Source organism: Novosphingobium sp. (genome assembly GCF_019748365.1).
Taxonomy (GTDB): domain Bacteria; phylum Pseudomonadota; class Alphaproteobacteria; order Sphingomonadales; family Sphingomonadaceae; genus Novosphingobium.
Genome location: NZ_JAIEPN010000182.1, coordinates 1 through 17,605 on the forward strand (window position 1 = coordinate 1; position 17,605 = coordinate 17,605).

Sequence of the window (17,605 nt, forward strand, 5' to 3'; positions counted from 1 at the left end):
CATGGGGCTTTTTATTCAACCCAACTGGCCCCTTTTTAAACCGGTGCCTGGCCCGTTTTTATCCCGGTGTTGACACTTGCCACGATGCGCCAGCTTACTGCCGAGGCCATGCGTGCCGGAGCCATCGGTTTCGCTACCTCGCGCCTTTCGATCCACAAGACCGCCGATGGCGGCGCGATCCCGACATTCGATGCCGATATTGCCGAACTGGAAGCCATCACGCGCGGCATGGGCGATGTCGGGGCGGGCACGTTTCAGGTCGTGCTCGATGCCTTCGTCGGGTGGGACAAGGAATACCGCGTGATCGACCGGGTGATCGCCGCCAGCGGCCGCCCCGCCACCTTCACGCTCGCATCGGGCAACGATACCGCGCCGCGCTGGCGCCGCGTGCTGGAAATGCTGGAGAAGACCAATGCGGCGGGCGGCACGGCCCACGCGCAAGTCATGCCGCGCCCCATTGGCCTGATCGCGGGGCTTGAGCTGACGGTGCATCCCTTCGTGCTCTGCCCGAGCTGGAGCAAGATCGCGCACCTTTCGATCCCCGAACAGGTCGCCGCGATGCGCGATCCCGCGCTGCGCGAGGCGCTGCTGAGCGAAGACTTCGCCCCCGGCCACCCGTTCAACGCACTCGCACGCAACTGGCGCTGGCTGTTCCCGCTCGACAACCCGCCCGACTATGCGCCGCCTGCGCACCTCAGCATGGAGGGCCAGGCCGCCGCGCGGGGCTGCACGCCGCAGGAGATTGCCTACGACCGCATTCTCGAAACCAACGGCACCGGCCTGTTCCTCGCGGCACTCGGCAACTACGAGAACGCCTCGCTCGCCAGCGCGCACGAAATGCTGAAGCACCCCTATTGCGTGCCCGGCCTCGGCGATGGCGGCGCGCATTATGGCGCGATCTGCGATGCGAGCTATTCGACGTATCTGCTCACCCAGTTTGTGAAGGGGGAGGGGGCGCTGAAGCTCGATCTGGCCGAAGCCGTCCATATGCTTACCCGCAAGGCGGCGCGGGCGGTTGGCCTGCATGATCGCGGGCTGCTCGCGGTGGGTGAGCGTGCTGACCTCAACGTGATCGACCTCGATGGCCTCTCACTCCACCTCCCCGAAGTGGTGCGCGATCTTCCCGCCGGCGGCCGCCGCCTCCACCAGCGCGCGAGCGGCTATGAAGCGACGGTGGTGGCGGGCGAGGTGATCCGGCGCTTCGACCAGTCCACCGGCGCGCGGCCCGGCAAGCTGATCCGCGGGGCGGGGTACAGGTCAGCGGCTTAGACGGCGCGGCTTAAATTGTTGGATTGCTGCCGTTCCACTGATCGCTTACTGAAACTCTATGAGGGTTACGAGACGCCTTGTCTGTCTGGGGATCGTAGCGGTGCTAACAGCGTGTACCGGATCACCCGATAATCCGATTAGCGCTGCTACCACCTGCATTCGAAAACAGGTGCCGGAAGGACGCGGCGTCTCAATCGAGAAAGCAGAGGCTGTCTTAGCCCGTTGCCAGACGCTGCTTGATGACTGGTCCCGCTATTCTGTTGCCGGGGCAACTGGCAAACCCTTTTCATCGTCAGATCCGGCAATGCTCTCAGCATTTCGCGAGCACCAGAGCGCGGGGCGCCGTACTTGGATGGCTGCGTTGTCCCCTGCGTATGCCAACTCAAATCCCCGATACGACTGAGACGGCGCCCTATCCTCAGCGGCACCCTTTTGGGCGCAAGCAGTCATTTGAAGTTGTTCACGTGATCTAGTGCCTTCCCTAACCGGCTTAGCGATTGAAGCGCATCCCCCACACTTCGTCATTGCGAGCGTAGCGAAGCAATCCAGGGCGGTTCTGCGCGGCTCTGGATTGCTTCGCTGCGCTCGCAATGACGAACGGGTAGAATGAAGCGTAGACGGTCATCCGCACCCTAAAAGATCGAAGTCCCCATCCCGCCATCGACCACCAGCGACTGGCCGGTAAGGAAGCTTGCCTGCGCACTGCACAGCATCGCGACCAATGCGCCGAGGTCCTCGGCATCGCCGAAACGTCCGGCGGGAATGCGCACCGCCTTCACGAAGGCGGCGACTTCCTCGTCATAAGTGCGGCCATTCTTTGCCGCACGCGGGTTCATCATGTCCTTGATCCCGGGCGTGTGGTGCATGCCCGGCAGCACCGAGTTCACGGTCACGTTGAAGCGGGCAAGCTCCTTCGAGATGGCATGGCAATAGTTGGCAAGCGCGGCGCGCGGCGGGCCTGACAGCACGCGCATGGCGGCCGGATACTTGGCCGCGCCGGTGCTGATGTTGACGATGCGGCCCCAGCGCCGCTCGACCATCGGCACGGACACCGCCTTGATGTAGTCGATCGGGCTGAGGAGTGCGGTCGCCACCGAACGCTCGAACTCCTCTCGCGAGACATCGCGAAAGTCGCCGGTGAAGGGCGGCGGCGCACAAGTGGCGACGAAGATATCGGGATCGGGGCAAGCGGCAAGGATCGCGGTGCGGCCCTCGTCGCTGGCGTGGTCGGCAGCAATCCCATGTACTTTGGCGCCGGTCTCGGCGGCAATCGCGGCACAGGTCGCCTCAAGCCGATCCTTGCCGCGCGCGGAAATGAACACCTCGGCGCCCTCGCGCGCCAATGCCAGCGCGGCGCCGCGCCCCATCCCGGCGCTGCCGCCGTTGACCAGTGCCTTGCGGCCCGCAATTCCCAAGTCCATCACCAATCCCTTTTCCGTTCGATGCGAGGCATCCTTCCTCGCGGCACCCGCGTAAACTGGCGAATATGCGGGCGGACAGGCCCGCGCTGCCGGTGCATTACCGTGTCAAATGCGCCGCCGACGCGGGAACAGGAAGGGATAACGACGATGCGTGACATGCCGGCTTTCGAGGACATCCGCTATGACCGGCCCGCAGAACGCGTCGCCCGGATCACCCTGGCCCGGCCGGAAAAGCACAATGCGCAAGGCCTGCGCATGCTCTACGAAATCAACGACGCGCTCGATATCGCGATGGACGATGACGAGGTGAACGTCGTGATTGTTGCCTCCGAGGGCAAGAACTTCTCCTCGGGCCATGATCTCAGCGACCGTGTCCGCATCGGCGACTTGCGTCCGCCGGTGCTCGGCTTCGGTGGTTATCGTCATTCCGGACCGCAAGGCCACATGTCGCGCGAGCAGGAAGTCTACCTCGGTTTCTGCTGGCGCTGGCGCAATCTGCCCAAGCCGATCATCGTGGCCGTGCAGGGCAAGGCAATCGCCGGCGGGCTCATGCTGATCTGGCCGTTCGACCTCATCATCGCCGCCGACGATGCCGAATTCTCCGATCCGGTGGTCGCCTTCGGCATGAACGGGCACGAGTTCTTCGTCCACGCCTTCGAGCTTGGCCACCGCAAGGCCAAGCAGCTGCTGTTCACCGGCGAGCCGATCGGCGCGGCGGAGGCCAAGACGCTTGGCATGGTCAATGAAGTCGTGCCCCGCGCAGAGCTCGAGAGCTACACGCTCAAGATGGCGGAAAAGATCGCCTCGCGCCCGGCCATCGGGCTCAAGACCGCGAAGATGAGCGTCAACCAGTCGATGGACGCGCAGGGCATGTGGAATGCGATCCAGTCCGCGTTCAATCTCCACCAGTTCGGCCATGCCAACAACTTCGCGATGTTTGGCCAGCTGGTCGATCCGGAAGGGCTGGACATCATCAAGCGCGAGGCGCGGGCGAGCCGGAAGGACTAAGTCTCGAACATCAGCGTTCCGCCCGCCGTCAGCGCGCGGTGCGGGATGCGGGTGGGCCGCACTGGCTTGCTATCGAGATGCAGGGACCGCAGCCGCTCACCCGCGCCCCGACGCTCGATCACCAGCGGACGACGCCCGGGGACCGTGATCGTTGCACGGCGCACCAGCGGCACTCCGGCGACATAGGCGCCGCTCGACGGATCGACCGGATAGAACCCGAGCGCGGCGAACACATACCACGCGCTCATCTGCCCGGCGTCTTCGTTGCCGATGATCCCGGCCGGGACGTCGCGGTAGAAGTCATGCGCGATCCGCGCGATCAGGCGGTGGCCGGTCTCGGGACTGTCGGTGAACGCATAGAGCCAGGCGATATGGTGGCTCGGCTCGTTGCCATGCGCATATTGCCCGATCATCGCTTCCTGCCCGAGGTATTCGGCGCCCTTGGTGGCGGGCAGGCCGAAGAAGAAGCTGTCGAGCATGGATTTGAGGCCTGCCTTGCCGCCCCATGCCTCGATCAGCCCCTGCGTATCATGCAAGGCTGGCGTCCATGAGTATTGCCAGGCGTTGGCTTCGGTGTAGTCGCCCGGATTGTTGAGCGGCGATGTCGGTACCAGCGGATCGAACGGGGTGCGCCAAAGGCCCTTGCTGTCGCGCCCGCGGGCGAGGCGCGTTTCGGGATCGATCAGCTGCCGCCAGCCAGCCGCGCGCACTCCGAAGCGGCGTGCCAGGTCGTTCCTCCCCAGCATGGCCGCCATCCGCGCCGTCGCTGTATCGCCGATCCCCGCTTCGAGCGAGCGCGAGACGGCCTCGCCGCCGGCGAGATCGAAGGGGTAGTAGCCGTAGCGGTCGTAGAGCGACCAGACCGAAAGCGACGTGTCGCCGGGATAGAGCGGCTGCGCATCGCGCGTGGAGGTGGCGAGCATGGCTGCCAGCGCGCGCTCGCCACTGAAGCCGCGAAAGCCTTTGGCCCAGGCATCGGCAATCACCGGCAGCGCCGGTTCGCCGATCATCGTGCCCGTCTCGCCGCCCCAGATCGGCCATTTCGGCAGGCGCCCGGCTGCATCGCCGTGATCGAGCAGGGTGTTCACGAAATCGTCGACCCGCTCCGGCACCAGCAGGGTGTAGAGCGGATTGGCGGCGCGGAAGCTGTCCCACAGCGAGAGCGTGGAATAGCGCAGGCCCTTGGCCACCTGCCGCAGCTTGCCATCCGGCCCGCGCCAGCGGCCATCGACGTCGCTCACCACCGAGGGATGCAGGAACAGGTGATAGAGCGCGGTTGCCAGAATGCGCTGCTGCTGCACCGGCGCGTCGATGCGGAGGCGGCCGAGCAGGGCGCTCCATTCGCTGCGGCTTTCCGCGGCGACGGCATCGAAATCCCAACCGCCGCGCTCGTCCCGGTTGCGCCGCGCGCCTGCACGGTCGGTCGTGGAAAGGCCGATCCGCACCTGAAGCAAAGCGTCTTCGCCCAGATCGAAGCCCAGCAGATAACGCGGTGCGGCATCGCCGGGGCGGGGCGGCAGCTTTTCCACTTCGGCGATGGGCCGGTTGAACATGGCCGACCACGCCACGTGCCGGGTCGTCCAGTTCTGCCGTAGGGCCTCGCCTTCGAAGCCATCGGCGCTGAAGCTGTTGGCGACTGACTGCACCGGCTGCCGGTCCGTCCGGAAGGTCAGGCCATGCTGCAGATCCACCAGCACCCACACCCGGCCGCCGCGCGCAAAGCGATAGCGGTGGAGCGCGCTGCGCAAGCTCGAGGTGAGCTCCACCCGCACGCCATTGTCTGCCAGCGTCACCGCATAGAAGCCCGGCCGCGCCACTTCGCTCGCCTTGGCATAGGTGCTGGCAAAGTCCTCGCGCCGCTCGACGCTGGGTTGCAGCAGGACGTCGCCGAGTTCGGGAATGCCCGTCCCGCTCGCGCGGTTCTGCGAAAAGCCCAGTATGCGCGGCGCGCGGTACTGGTAGCCCGAAGTATACTCCCAGCCGGACGACGCGTTGTCCGGCCCCGGCTGGACCATGCCGAAGGGGCGACTTGGCCCGGGGAAGGTGTGCCCGGTGCCGTCCGTACCGATGAAAGGATCGACGAAGCCCGCCCGGTCCTCCGCCGCGCGGCTGATGAGTGGCCATGCCCCGGCGGCGGCTGTCAGCGCGAGCATCCGGCGCCGGTCGATCATGGCGCGGTTGTCCAGACCGTCGCGGAGTAAGGCGGGGCTGCAACGCGACGTGCGCCAGTGCTCCTTGCATCGCCATAGCGGCGCGCAGCCCCGCTGGGCAGCGGCAGGGCCGCGCTCGCTTCGCCGCCGCCGAAGTTGAACAGCACCAGCGCCTTGCCCGCTTTCGCCCACCGTTCGATCAGCACGAGGTCTCCCTGCTGCATGAGAACCCGCGTCGTCCCTTGTCCCAGCGCTGGCCAGCGCGCCCGCAGGGCTGCCAGTGTCCGGTAGGTCTCCAGCAGCGAGCCCGGCCGCCCGTCCTGCTCGGCCACCGAAGCGCCGTCGCCCGGCACGTTGCTGTCCGGCGTGTGATAGGCATCGGGGAACTGCCGATACCAGGCCGCATTCCCCGCCGCCATCGGATCGGGCACCCAGCGGAAGGCTTGCCGCAGCGGAATGTCGCGCGCATCGGCATTGGCGACATAGTCATCGGTCTGCGCGCCCGACATGCCGATTTCCTGTCCGTAATACAGGCTCGGTACCCACCCGGTCAGCAAGGAGATCGCCGCGCCCAGCCGCAGGATCTCCGCCCGCCGCGCCGTGCCGTGGGCAAAGCGGGGCGTATCGTGGTTCTCGACGAAGACCAACTGGTTCCGGCCGGGCGGGACAGCGGCGTTCGATCCGGCGATCGCCGCTGCAAAACCCGCGGCATCGAGCTTGCCCGCCGCGCGCCAGATCGGGAAAGCGAAGACCCGGTCGACCCCGCCCTTGGCGAAGAACGCGGCGCCGTCGCCCCAATCCGCCTGCTCGGCGATGATCGTCAGCTTCGGATTGAGGCCGTGCAGCTTTGTGATGATCGGCGCCCAGAAGCCCGCCAGCAGGTCTTTCAGCACCCCCGCGTTGTCGAGATCGTCCATCATGTGATCGATGCGAAAGCCATCGACCCCGTCGGAGGGATCGCCGTCGCCGTCAGGATCGGCCCAGCGCGCAAGATAGCGCGCGAAATAGTCCCGCACTTTGGGTTCGGCGAGGTTCACGGTGAAGACCTGCCGCTTTTGGCCCGGCCAGACGGTGAAGTCGTTGGTTCCGAGCAAGGTCGGCACAGGCTCGCGGTTCGTGCCGTCGCGATAGAGCAGGAACTTGCCGTAAGCGCTCTCCGGCTGCCCGGCCGAGGCGGTGCGCCATTCATGCCGGGCTGATACGTACTGGATTTCCTCGTCCAGCACGATCTTCATCCCCCGCGCATGCGCCGCGCGCACCAGTGCTGCAAAGTCCGCCATGGTGCCGAATTCGGGATCGATCCCCTCGAAATCGTCGGCAAAGTAGTTGTGATAGAACTGCGACGGGTAGAGCGGGGTGAGCATCAAGGTCGTCACCCCCAGCCGCTGCAGATAATCCAGCCGATGGCGTATGCCGCGAAGATCGCCCTGACGATCGCCATTGCTGTCGGCAAAGCTGCGCACGAAAATGTGGTAGACCATCTCCGGGCGCGGGGATGGCGCGCGCGCGGCGGCCGGAGCGGCAAGGGCCAGCATGGCCGCCAGAACGATCCCCCACTTCACTGCGGCAGTCCGCCATCAAGCAGCACCGGATTGAGTGGCGAAGCAGCCGGATCGCCCGGCTTGAGCCCCGGCAGCCATTGCGCCAGATCGGCCTGCTGCATGGCGTTGACGGGCTCGGCCACGGTCATTTCCGCGTCGATGTAGATCATCGTCATCACCGAGCGCGGCCGCTCGCTGCGGTTTGGCCCGGCGCGATGGAACGTCCAGCCGCCATGGAAACTGACATCGCCCAGCGCATAGGCCGCGCGGTCGATGGGGTGGCCTTGCGCTTCCATCTCGGCGGTGATGCGCGCCTCGCTTTCATCCGAAATCGGCAGATCGCGGCCAAGCTCGCTGTGATGGCTGCCGCTATAGAATTCCAGCGGCCCCATTTCGTATGGCACCGGCTGCAGCGGAATCCATGCCGTGATCGCGCGGTCGCTGGCGAGCGGCCAGTAATATTGGTCGGCATGTGCCGGGGTGAACCCGCCCGAAGGCTCCTTGTAGAGCGACTGGTCATGATAGAGCCGCACGGCTTTCACGCCCATCAGCTGCGCTGCCACGCCGGCCAGCCGTTTGCCGAACACGAACCGGCGCGCGATCTCGGAAGAGCGCCACAGGTTCATCACCTGCAGAAACGCGCGGTCATAAGTCTCGCGCTCTTCAAGCGGCTTGTCCTGTGTATTGAGCGCCAGGGTCAGCCGGGTGATCTCCTCGCCATAGTGCGCCAGCATGTCTGCGTCGAGCAGGCCGGGCAGGCGCACGAAGCCCTCGCGCGCATAGCGCTCGATCAGATCGTGCGGGACGGCGTAGGGCAGGTCGAGCATGGCATTCACGCTTTCAGTCTGGCGTTGAGGCGATCCGGGTAGGGACTGCGCGCCGGACTATAGCTGTAGAGTTTCCTGCCATCACGCGGCATGATTGCGACAATTCCGGCGATAAGCTATCAATATCTTGTCATGCTGCCCGCGCTCTCCGAACCTGTTGCTCTTCCGCCCGGGCGCTCGGTTCGGCTTGAGAGGGTTCACCAGCCACCCGGCACGCCCGTCCCCGAGCCGTTCGTCCATTTCCACGGCCCCGCAGAGCTCGTATTCCTCGAGCAAGGCACCGGCAGCTTCATCAGCGAGGCGGGCGAATGGGCCTTTGCGCCCGGTTCGGTTCTCTACGCGCCGGGCATGGCGATCCACGATTTCGCCTTCGCGCCGAGTGAACGCCGCTGGACGCTGGTGCAGTTCGATCCGCTTGCCATCGATCCCGCTCTCCCCGCGCTGCCGCTGACGGTCTGCGCGGCCACGCCCGATGCGCCTGCCGCGCAGCGCCTGGCGTTGTTGCTCGAATGGCTCTCGGCCAGCCTTGCGGCCGGTGATCCCGAAACGCAGGTGCGCGTGATCCTCGAAGCGCTCTTGCTCGCTCTGAAGGGCGCGTTCGGGGCAAATGACGCGCGCGAGGCGGGGCCATCGGCGGTCTTGTCCCCCTTTCGCCCGCTGCTCCAGCATTGGGAGCGCTTTCCCGGCAAGCCCCTCGATCTTGCCGAAGCCGCCTCGCTGTGTGCGCTATCCCCCTCGTACTTCTCGCGCCGCTTCACCAAGACCTTCGGCAGCGGGTTCGTGACCTATCAGACTCGCCTGCGCCTCCAGCAGGCCGCGCGCATGCTCGCGACCGGGGACCTTTCGGTCTCGCAAATCGGCTATCGCACCGGCTTCCACTCGCACGCTTACTTCTCGCAAGTCTACCGGGCTGTCTTCGGCGTCAGCCCATCGGCGCACCGCAAGATGCTGCTGAAGGGCTGAAAAACGCTCAGCCCGGCATGATCGAGCTATGCTGCTCCACACGGTAGACGCGCATGCGCGGGCGGTCGAACAGGCGCTCCTCGTCCTCGGTGATCTCGCGCCGCGTCTCGGGCTCGGCCAGCGCAGTGAAGCAGGCAGCCATCGCCGTCTCATCGGCGAACTCGATCTCCATCGCCACATCGAAATCGTGATCGACATCGCTGCCGTCCATCGGATGAAGGTGCTTGCGCTCGTAGCGGATCGCCCAGGGGCCGAGCACCTTCTCGCCGATCAGGCGATGATGGGTCTCGTAATAGGCGATGAAATCAGCCTTGCTCATGTCGGAGCGACGCTTGAGCAGAGTGAGGACGGTGACTGTCATGTGGGCCTCCGCTTGGGTGAGACCTGTCTATCCGATAGGCGGGACCGGTGCGGCTGGCGAATAGGTTAGGCAAGCCGCCACGGCCTATCCTGCTGCGGGCGGAACCCCTTCGACCGGAACCTGCACCCGCGCCAAGGCCAGCGGCGTGGGGCGATGGGAGGCAATCAGAAGGCCCGTTCCCGTTGCATCGAGCCAGCCGTCAAGCGCCGCGACGAGAGCGGCTTCGGTTGCGACATCGAGGCCTTCGGTTGGCTCGTCGAGCAGCAGCCAGGGCCGCTCTGCGAGCAGCGCCCGCGCCAGCGCGAGGCGTTTGCGTTCGCCGCCGGAAAGAATGCCGCCGTCCTCGCCCAGCAGGGTTTCGAGCCCCTGCGGCATGCGCTCGATCCGTTCCCACAGCTGTGCGGTGCGCAAGGCCTGCTCCATCGCGGCTGGGTCGATCCCCGGCCGTGCGAGGCGCAAGTTGTCGGCAACGGTTCCGGCGATCAGCATCGGCTCCTGCGGTGCGAGCGCAATCTGCGCGCGGATTTCTGCATCCGAAAGCGATGCCAGCGGTGTGCCACCAAGGGCGAGTGCATGGGCTGGTGTCCGCAGCCCGGCGAGCGCTTCGATCACCTGCGTTTTGCCCGAACCCGAAGGCCCGGTCAGCGCGATACGGCTGCCCGGTGCAAAATCTGCCGCGCCAAGGCCAAGTGGCAACGGCGCTGCCACGATGGCCTTGTCCTGCTCCGGCGCGGGCAGGGCGAGGAGCACGCGCAGCCGCTGCGTTCCTTCGGCGACCGCAGCCTCCCGCGCGCTGGAGCGGGCGATGGCGGCCACTGCCTCGATACTCGCCGTTGCCGCCAGCATGGCAAGGGCGGTGAGCGGCGGCGAGGCGGCACTGGCGAGCAGCGTCGCGGCCGCAGCTAGCGCGCTGCCAACGATCAGCAACCCGCCACTTGCCGCCTCGATCCACGCGAGCTGGCGCTGCGCATCATCGATCCGATCGGCTTCGGCCACCAGCAACGCGGTAACGCTGTCTGCCAGCCCATACGTGATGATCTCGTTGCGCGCCCCGGCATAGTCCACCAGCATGCGCCGCAGCTGCGCGGTTGCTTCAGCCGCTGCGGCCGCCGGTGCGGCGCTCAGGCGGGGTGGCAGCGTGGCAAGTGCGGCCAGCAGCAGTGCCAGAATGCCAACCAGCAGCAGCGCCGCAAGCCATCCCGCGAGCGCCACGGCGCCCAGCCCGATCAGCATCGTCCCGAAGGCCGCGGGAATGCCCGGTCGCCGCACGACGAGGTCCTCGAGCGCCGCGATATCGCCGATCAGCCGCGCGCTTCCATCTCCGCTGGCGAGATCCGGTGCGCTGCGGCCATCGGCGTGGGCAAGCCGCGTGAACAGGGTGCTCCGCAGGCCCGCCAGCGCGTGGAGCGCGGCTTCGTGGCTCCACAGCCGTTCGCCATAGCGCGCCGCCGTGCGCACCACGGCCAGCCCGCGGATCGCTGCGCTGGGAATGAGATAGTTGAACCCCGCAATCGCCGCCACGCCGCTTGCCCCCGCGAGCGCGGCGGCGGTGAGGAACCAGCCCGAAAGCGCCAGCAGCACAAGACCGCCGACACCGGCCGCGAGCGCTGCCGCAAAGCCCAATGCAATGCGGCTCCGCACACGCGGCGGGAGCGGAAGGGGAAAGCGCAGCGCTATCACAGTGCGATCACCTGATCGGCGACGGCGGCAAGGCGCTCGTCATGCGTGGCGACGATCACCGCACGCCGCTTCGCCTCTGCCACCAGCAGCGCGATAATGCTTTCGGCGCTGGCCGCATCGAGGTCGGCAGTCGGCTCGTCGGCCAGCAGCAGAGGGCGGTCCGCGATCAGTGCGCGGGCAAGCCCGAGCCGCCGCCGCTCACCGCCCGAAAGCCACGCGCCATGGTGATCGATCGCGGTGCCAAGGCCCTCCGCCCGCCGCGCCAGCAGCGCGTCGAGCCCGACCGCGCGCACGGCCTCTCCAACGTCGGCAGCGCTGGCGTCCGGCCTGCCCAGCCGCAGGTTGTCCTCCAGCGTTGTCGGCAGCAACAGCGGCACTTGTCCGGCCCAGGCGATGGCCTCGGCCGGCATGGTTTCAAGCGTGCCTTCGCTCGGCGTGACTTGCCCGGCAATCGCGGCGAGCAGGCTGGTCTTGCCGCTGCCGGTCGGCCCGGTCACGCAGACAAGGCCGCGCGCGCCAAGGTCGAAGCTGATCGGGCCGATGCGGTGGCCGGGCCATTCGACCACCACATCGCGCAGCGCGACATGTGCGGATGCGGCAGGGCGGGCGGCAGGCTTCGGAACCTCGGCCAGCGCTTTCTCGGCCGCTTCGCCCAGTTGCTTCTCGTGGTACGCGGCGGCGAGGCGGCGCATCGGCAGATAGAATTCCGGCGCCATCACCAGCACGAAGAACGCCGCGCGGTAGTCCAGATGCTCGGGCGGGGTGAAGGGCAGCAGGCCGAGCAGGCTGAACCCGCAATAGACGGCGACCAGCGCCACGCTCAGTGCCGCGAAGAATTCGAGCACCGCGCTCGACAGAAACGCCGCGCGCAGGACGGCGATGGTTCGCTCCGCCACATCCTGCGCCGCGCCGCCGGCCTGCCGGGCGATCCGGTCTTCCGCGGCGAAGTGGCGGATGATCGGCAAGTGGCGGATTCGATCGACATAGAGCGCGGACAGTGCGGTGATGGCCGCCATCTGCCGGTCCGCCGCCTGCCGCGCCGCACCGCCGGCGAGGATCATGCCGATCACGAAAGGGATCAGCGTGAAGAACAGGATCAGCGCGGCCACCCGGCTCTGCAAGGCGACCACGAGGACGACGAGGATGGGGGCAAGCGTGGCGGACTTGCGCACCGGATCGAACCGCGCGGCGCGGGCCTGTTCTGCGGCGATATGGTCGATACCCAAAGTCGCGGTTGCGCCCAGTGCAGGTGCGGAAGGGCCCGCGATCGAAAGCAGGCGCGGAAACAGTGCACTGCGCCGCAAGCGGGCCAGAGCGCGACCTTCATCGAAGCCGATGACCTGCGCGCCAAACTGGCTGGCGAGCCGCAGCAGGCCGCCCAGCAGCATGAGGGCCGCACCGGTCGCCATGCCCGCCATGCCTTGCAACTGTGCGTCGAGCGCGCTCGCGGCCCCCCACGCGAAGACGCTTGCCCCAAAGACATCGGATGTCCAGGCGAAGCCCGCCGCTTTGGCTATCCTCATGATTCGGATTCGTTTAGTTGGACGCAGGAGGCAGCGTCAGACTCGGCATCGCTGCCACGCTGCGGCCACGAAAGGGCACACGCGATGGATATGGCAGTGGTGGAACTCTCCCGGCTGCAGTTCGCATTGACCGCGCTGTACCATTTCCTGTTCGTGCCGCTCACGCTCGGCTTGTCGTTCATTCTGGTCATCATGGAAAGCGTCTATGTGATGACCGACCGCCCGATCTGGCGGGATATCACCCGTTTCTGGGGCAAACTTTTCGGAATCAACTTCGTGCTGGGCGTCGCAACCGGCCTCACCATGGAGTTCGAGTTCGGCACTAACTGGTCCTACTACTCGCATTACGTGGGCGACATCTTCGGCGCGCCGTTGGCGATCGAGGGGCTGATGGCCTTCTTCCTCGAAGCCACGTTCGTGGGGCTGATGTTCTTCGGCTGGGACAAGCTGAGCCCCCGCCAGCACCTCTTCACCACCTTCATGGTCGCGATCGGCTCCAACTTCTCCGCGCTGTGGATCCTGATTGCCAACGGCTGGATGCAGCACCCTGTCGGCGCCGAATTCAATCCCGTGACGATGCGCATGGAAGTGACGAACTTCTACGACGTCGTCTTCAACCCGGTCGCGCAGGCCAAGTTCGTGCACACGGTCAGCGCGGGGTATGTGACGGCCAGCGTGTTCGTGCTCGGCGTTTCGGCCTGGTATCTGCTCAAGGGGCGGCATCTCGAACTTGCCAAGCGCAGCTTCGCGGTGGCGGCGGCGTTCGGGCTCGCCTCGGCGCTTTCGGTCGTCGTGCTGGGGGATGAGAGCGGCTATACGCTGACCGACAACCAGAAGATGAAGCTCGCGGCCGTCGAGGCCGAATGGCACACCGAACCGGCACCGGCGGGGATCGCGGTGTTCGGCCTGCCTTCCAATGCGGGGCGCGAGACGCTCTACGCCGTGAAGATTCCCTATGTGCTCGGCATCATCGGCACGCGCAGCCTCACCGGGCAGGTCGAGGGGATCTATCCGCTGGTCGCCCACGCTCGCACGCGGATCGAGCACGGGCTGATCGCCTATGATGCGGTGGAGAAGCTGAAGGCCAATCCGAAGGACCTGGCCGCCCGAGCGCAGTTTGAAAGCGCGAAGATGGATCTTGGCTATGCGATGCTGCTGAAGCGCTTCGTCGCCGATCCGCGCAAGGCCGATGCCGCTGCGCTCGACAAGGCGGCGTGGTCCACCGTGCCCAATGTGCCCGCGCTGTTCTGGCTGTTTCGCGCGATGGCGGGGCTCGGCTTCCTGTTCATCGCCTTCTTTGCCACGGCCCTGGTCCTCGCCAATACCCGGCGTTTCGATGCCAAGTGGTTCCTGCGCGCCGCCGTGCTGATGATCCCGCTCCCGTGGATCGCGGCGGAACTGGGCTGGATGGTGGCCGAGATCGGTCGCCAGCCCTGGGTGGTGGATGGCGTGCTGCCGACTTTCATGGGCGCCTCGAGCCTCACCACCACGCAGATATGGACGACGATCGCGGGCTTCACCCTGCTCTACAGCGTGCTTGCGGTGATCGAGGTGCGGCTGATGCTGACGACGATCCGCAAGGGGCCGGAAGGCTATACGCCGTGGCAGCCCCGCCGCGATCCGGTGCCGCCGCCCGGTGCGCCAAGCCCCTGGCACAGCGTTCCGGCCGAGTAAGGGAGAGGCATGGTGGCGCTGCCGCTTGATTACGAGACCTTGCGCCTGATCTGGTGGGCGCTGATCGGGGTGCTGCTGATCGGCTTTGCGCTGACCGATGGTTTCGACCTCGGCGCGATGGCGCTGCTGCCGTTTGTCGCGAGGAACGATCTCGAGCGGCGCATGGTGATCAACACCGTGAGCGCGACCTGGGAAGGCAACCAGGTGTGGTTCATCCTCGGCGGCGGGGCGATCTTCGCGGCCTGGCCCTATGTCTATGCGGTGAGCTTCTCCGGTTTCTACCTCGCAATGTTTCTCGTGCTGGCGGCGCTGATCCTGCGACCGGTGGCTTTCAAGTATCGCTCGAAGCGGCCGGAGCCCGCATGGCGCGCGCGGTGGGACTGGGCGCTGTTTGTTGGCGGACTTGTGCCTGCGCTGGTCTTCGGCGTGGCCGTCGGGAACGTGCTGATCGGTGCGCCGTTCCGGCTCGATGGCGATCTGCGCACGTTCTACGAGGGCTCGCTGCTTGGGCTGTTCACCCCGTTCAGCCTGCTTTCCGGGCTGCTTTCGGTGGCGATGTTGGTTGCACACGGGGCCGGCTGGCTGGCGATGAAGCTGGAGCCGGGGCCGGTCCAGTTCCGCGCGCGCCGGTACGGAGCGGTGGCCGCCGGGGCGGCGTTCGTGCTCTTCGCAGCGGGCGGAGCCTATGTCGCCTGGGGCGGGCTTGGCTTTCGCATGGCCGAAGTGGTTGATACGGGCGGGCCTTCCAATCCGCATCTGGCCCGCGCGGTGGCAGCGCCGGGTGCGTGGCTTGCCAACTTTGCAGAGCATCACTGGATGATAGCCGCACCGGTGCTTGGCCTGTTTGGCCCGGTCGTTTCGCTCGTGGGTTTGCGCATGCGCCGCGATCTGTTGGCCTTTTGCGGGTCATCGCTCGCGGTTCTGGGCATCATCGCCACGGTCGGGCTTTCGATGTTCCCGTTCATCCTGCCCAGTTCGATCGATCCCGCTTCCAGCCTCACGGTGTGGAACGCTTCGTCCAGCCACCTCACGCTGTTCATCATGCTCGTGGTGGTCGTCGTCTTCCTGCCGATCGTGCTCGCCTATACCACCTGGGCCTACCGGGTGATGTTCGGCCGCATCGGCGCCGAGGAAATCCGCCTCAACCCCGACATGTACTGAGAGGAAGCAAGCCCCGTGTGGTATTTCGCGTGGATTCTGGGCCTTGGCCTTGCCGTAAGCGTCGCCATCCTCAATGGCATCTGGCACGAGTTTCATTCGGACCCGGCCAGCGACCGGACCGTGCACGACTAGGCAGCGCATAAGGCAGGGGGCAAGCGAGGATGGAGCGGCGCGTCGCCGTGATTTCGGCTGCGGCGAGCGGCATCGGCCTCGCCATGGCCGAGGCGCTGCGGGCAGAAGGCTGGCGGGTCTATGTCGGCGATCAGGATGCGGCGGCAATCGCGGCGCTTGGGAGTGATCGCGACGGCCTTGCCGCGAGGGTTTGCGATGTCAGCGATCCTGCCTCGGTCGAGGCGTTCTATGCCTGGGTCGAAGGCGATCTTCACGCGCGCGGCGAGGCGGGGATCGATCTTCTCGTCAACAATGCCGGGATTGCCGGGCCGACCGCACGGTTCGAGGACCAGCCGGTGGACGCGTGGAATGCCACGATTGGCGTCAACCTCAACGGCATGTTCCTGATGACGCGGCGCGCGATCCCGCTGCTGCGCCAGCGCGCGCCGGGTTCCGCCATCATCACCATGAGCTCGACCGCCGGGCTATTCGGCTGTCCGCTGCGTGGGCCTTATGTGGCGAGCAAATGGGCCTTGATCGGGCTGACCAAGACGCTGGCGATGGAACTTGGCCCCGAGGGCATCCGTGCCAACGCGATCTGCCCGGGGAGCGTGGAGGGTCCGCGGATCGATCGGGTCATCGCCGCCGATGCCGCAGAGCGGGGGCTGACGGCCGATGAGGTTGAGCGCGAGTACAAGCGGCAGACCTCGCTGCGCACTTTTGCGACCAAGGAGGACGTGGCGGCGATGGTGCTATACCTGATGTCACCGGCAGGGGCGCGCATTTCCGGTCAGGCGATTGCGATCGACGGCCATACCGAAAGCCTGTCGCTGGATATGGAGGCCTGATGCGCGCTGTCTGGTATGAAGAAACGGGGCCTGCCGAGGCCGTGCTGCGGCTGGGCGAAATGGCCGATCCCCAACCGGGGCCGGGCGAAGTTCGCGTCCGGTTGCATGCCTCGGGCGTCAATCCTTCCGACGTGAAGTCGCGCTCCGGCGTGCGCGGCCCCATCGCATTCCCGCGCGTCATCCCGCATTCGGACGGCGCGGGCGAGATCGATGCCGTGGGCGAGGGCGTGGTGACATCGCGGATCGGGACGCGGGTCTGGGTGTGGAATGCGGCTTACAGGCGGCCTTTCGGTACTTGTGCCCAGTTCGTGTGCCTTCCCGAAGTGCAAGCCGTGGCTTTGCCGCAGGGCACGAGCTTCACGGCAGGCGCCTGCCTCGGCATTCCGGCTTCAACCGCGTGCCATGCCGTGTTTGCCGATGGCGATGTCACCGGGCAGACCGTGCTGGTGACGGGCGGCGCAGGCGCGGTGGGGCATTATGCCATCCAGCTTGCCCGCTGGGGCGGCGCACGCGTCATCGCGACCGTGAGCGGGCCGGAAAAGGCGGCTGCGGCCGAAGCGGCGGGCGCGCATGCGGTGATCAACTACCGCGCTGGCGATGCTGCTGCGGCTATCCTCGCCGCCAATGCGGGCAAGCCTGTCGACCGCGTGGTCGAGGTCGAATTCGGCGGCAATCTGGCGGTGACTTCCGCCGTGATCAGTGAGGGCGGGGTGATTGCGGCCTATGGCTCGATGTCGGATGCCGAACCGAAGCTGCCGTTCTACCCGCTGATGTTCCGCCATGCGACGCTGCGCATGCTGCTGGTCTATCTGCTTTCGGCAAGGGAACGTGCAGCGACCATCGCGCGGCTGACCGCCGCGCTGGACGAAGGCGCCTTGCAGCACGCCATCGCCGCGACGTTCGATCTGGCGGACAGCGCACAGGCGCACGCGGCGGTCGAGTCCGGGCGCCTCATCGGCAATGCCGTGATTACAATAGATTGAGTTTCACGATTGACGAGGGGCGGGGCAATCGCCCATCCCGTGCATCAGCCGCCCGCGTGAACCGACGTGGGCAAAAGCGGGGTGG

General features: G+C 66.5%; 15 protein-coding genes. 8 read left to right on the forward strand and 7 right to left on the reverse strand.

Annotation, left to right across the window (positions count from 1 at the left end; translation table 11 throughout):
- Positions 1 to 84: 84 nt before the first annotated feature.
- Entirely contained in the window at positions 85 to 1,269 is a 1,185-nt protein-coding gene (locus K5Q19_RS19705) for an amidohydrolase family protein (RefSeq protein ID WP_292948669.1), read from the forward strand.
- 632 nt (positions 1,270 to 1,901) lie between these two features.
- On the opposite strand, the gene K5Q19_RS19710 is transcribed toward K5Q19_RS19705, so the two are convergent.
- Positions 1,902 to 2,690 (reverse strand): SDR family oxidoreductase, encoded by a 789-nt coding sequence (locus K5Q19_RS19710; protein WP_292948670.1) that lies wholly within the window; start codon positions 2,688 to 2,690, stop codon positions 1,902 to 1,904.
- 147 nt (positions 2,691 to 2,837) lie between these two features.
- Between K5Q19_RS19710 and K5Q19_RS19715 the strand changes: the two genes are divergently transcribed.
- The gene (locus tag K5Q19_RS19715) at positions 2,838 to 3,698 is read left to right on the forward strand and encodes an enoyl-CoA hydratase (RefSeq protein ID WP_292948672.1); all 861 of its coding nucleotides are present in this window, start codon (positions 2,838 to 2,840) and stop codon (positions 3,696 to 3,698) included.
- Here K5Q19_RS19715 and K5Q19_RS19720 read toward each other — a convergent pair.
- Genes K5Q19_RS19720 through K5Q19_RS19730 form a run of 3 tightly spaced genes read right to left on the reverse strand, consistent with a single transcriptional unit; the run spans position 3,695 to position 8,216 of the window.
- Complete coding sequence (locus K5Q19_RS19720; protein ID WP_292948674.1) at positions 3,695 to 5,869, reverse strand: GH92 family glycosyl hydrolase; 2,175 nt, start codon at positions 5,867 to 5,869, stop codon at positions 3,695 to 3,697. The two genes, K5Q19_RS19715 and K5Q19_RS19720, sit on opposite strands and share 4 nt — an antisense overlap.
- On the reverse strand, positions 5,866 to 7,410 hold the full coding sequence (locus K5Q19_RS19725; RefSeq protein WP_292948676.1) for an alpha-amylase family glycosyl hydrolase: 1,545 nt from the start codon (positions 7,408 to 7,410) through the stop codon (positions 5,866 to 5,868). Before K5Q19_RS19725 ends, K5Q19_RS19720 begins: the two co-directional genes overlap by 4 nt.
- Positions 7,407 to 8,216: a phytanoyl-CoA dioxygenase family protein gene (locus K5Q19_RS19730; protein WP_292948678.1), complete on the reverse strand. Its 810-nt coding sequence runs from the start codon at positions 8,214 to 8,216 to the stop codon at positions 7,407 to 7,409. Before K5Q19_RS19730 ends, K5Q19_RS19725 begins: the two co-directional genes overlap by 4 nt.
- Positions 8,217 to 8,306: 90 nt before the next feature.
- Here K5Q19_RS19730 and K5Q19_RS19735 point away from each other — a divergent pair, with 90 nt between their 5' ends.
- Positions 8,307 to 9,179, forward strand: a complete 873-nt coding sequence (locus K5Q19_RS19735) for an AraC family transcriptional regulator (RefSeq protein ID WP_292948680.1) — start codon at positions 8,307 to 8,309, stop codon at positions 9,177 to 9,179.
- A gap of 7 nt (positions 9,180 to 9,186) precedes the next feature.
- Here the strand turns inward: K5Q19_RS19735 and K5Q19_RS19740 are convergent, their stop codons facing one another.
- The 3 genes from K5Q19_RS19740 to K5Q19_RS19750 all read right to left on the reverse strand — a co-directional run bounded on the left by K5Q19_RS19740 (position 9,187) and on the right by K5Q19_RS19750 (position 12,743).
- Positions 9,187 to 9,540 (reverse strand): EthD domain-containing protein, encoded by a 354-nt coding sequence (locus K5Q19_RS19740; RefSeq protein ID WP_292948681.1) that lies wholly within the window; start codon positions 9,538 to 9,540, stop codon positions 9,187 to 9,189.
- An 84-nt stretch (positions 9,541 to 9,624) separates the two neighbouring features.
- On the reverse strand, positions 9,625 to 11,220 hold the full coding sequence (locus tag K5Q19_RS19745; RefSeq protein WP_292948682.1) for an ATP-binding cassette domain-containing protein: 1,596 nt from the start codon (positions 11,218 to 11,220) through the stop codon (positions 9,625 to 9,627).
- Positions 11,217 to 12,743 carry an ATP-binding cassette domain-containing protein gene (locus tag K5Q19_RS19750; RefSeq protein WP_292948684.1) on the reverse strand — a complete coding sequence of 509 codons (1,527 nt, stop codon included), beginning with the start codon at positions 12,741 to 12,743 and terminating at the stop codon, positions 11,217 to 11,219. Before K5Q19_RS19750 ends, K5Q19_RS19745 begins: the two co-directional genes overlap by 4 nt.
- 84 nt (positions 12,744 to 12,827) lie before the next feature.
- Here K5Q19_RS19750 and K5Q19_RS19755 point away from each other — a divergent pair, with 84 nt between their 5' ends.
- From K5Q19_RS19755 to K5Q19_RS19775, 5 genes are read left to right on the forward strand one after another with little or no spacing between them, the layout of a single operon-like run.
- Positions 12,828 to 14,417, forward strand: a complete 1,590-nt coding sequence (locus K5Q19_RS19755; protein ID WP_292948686.1) for a cytochrome ubiquinol oxidase subunit I — start codon at positions 12,828 to 12,830, stop codon at positions 14,415 to 14,417.
- A 12-nt stretch (positions 14,418 to 14,429) separates the two neighbouring features.
- Positions 14,430 to 15,578, forward strand: a complete 1,149-nt coding sequence (gene cydB / locus K5Q19_RS19760) for a cytochrome d ubiquinol oxidase subunit II (protein WP_292948717.1) — start codon at positions 14,430 to 14,432, stop codon at positions 15,576 to 15,578.
- A 15-nt stretch (positions 15,579 to 15,593) separates the two neighbouring features.
- Positions 15,594 to 15,710 (forward strand): cytochrome bd-I oxidase subunit CydX, encoded by a 117-nt coding sequence (cydX, locus tag K5Q19_RS19765; RefSeq protein ID WP_292929958.1) that lies wholly within the window; start codon positions 15,594 to 15,596, stop codon positions 15,708 to 15,710.
- Positions 15,711 to 15,739: 29 nt separating this feature from the next.
- Positions 15,740 to 16,537: an SDR family oxidoreductase gene (locus K5Q19_RS19770; RefSeq protein WP_292948688.1), complete on the forward strand. Its 798-nt coding sequence runs from the start codon at positions 15,740 to 15,742 to the stop codon at positions 16,535 to 16,537.
- A complete protein-coding gene (locus K5Q19_RS19775; protein ID WP_292948690.1) occupies positions 16,537 to 17,520 on the forward strand; it encodes an NADPH:quinone reductase in 984 nt (327 codons plus the stop codon). The genes K5Q19_RS19770 and K5Q19_RS19775 overlap by 1 nt, the downstream gene beginning before the upstream one ends.
- Positions 17,521 to 17,605 lie beyond the last annotated feature (85 nt).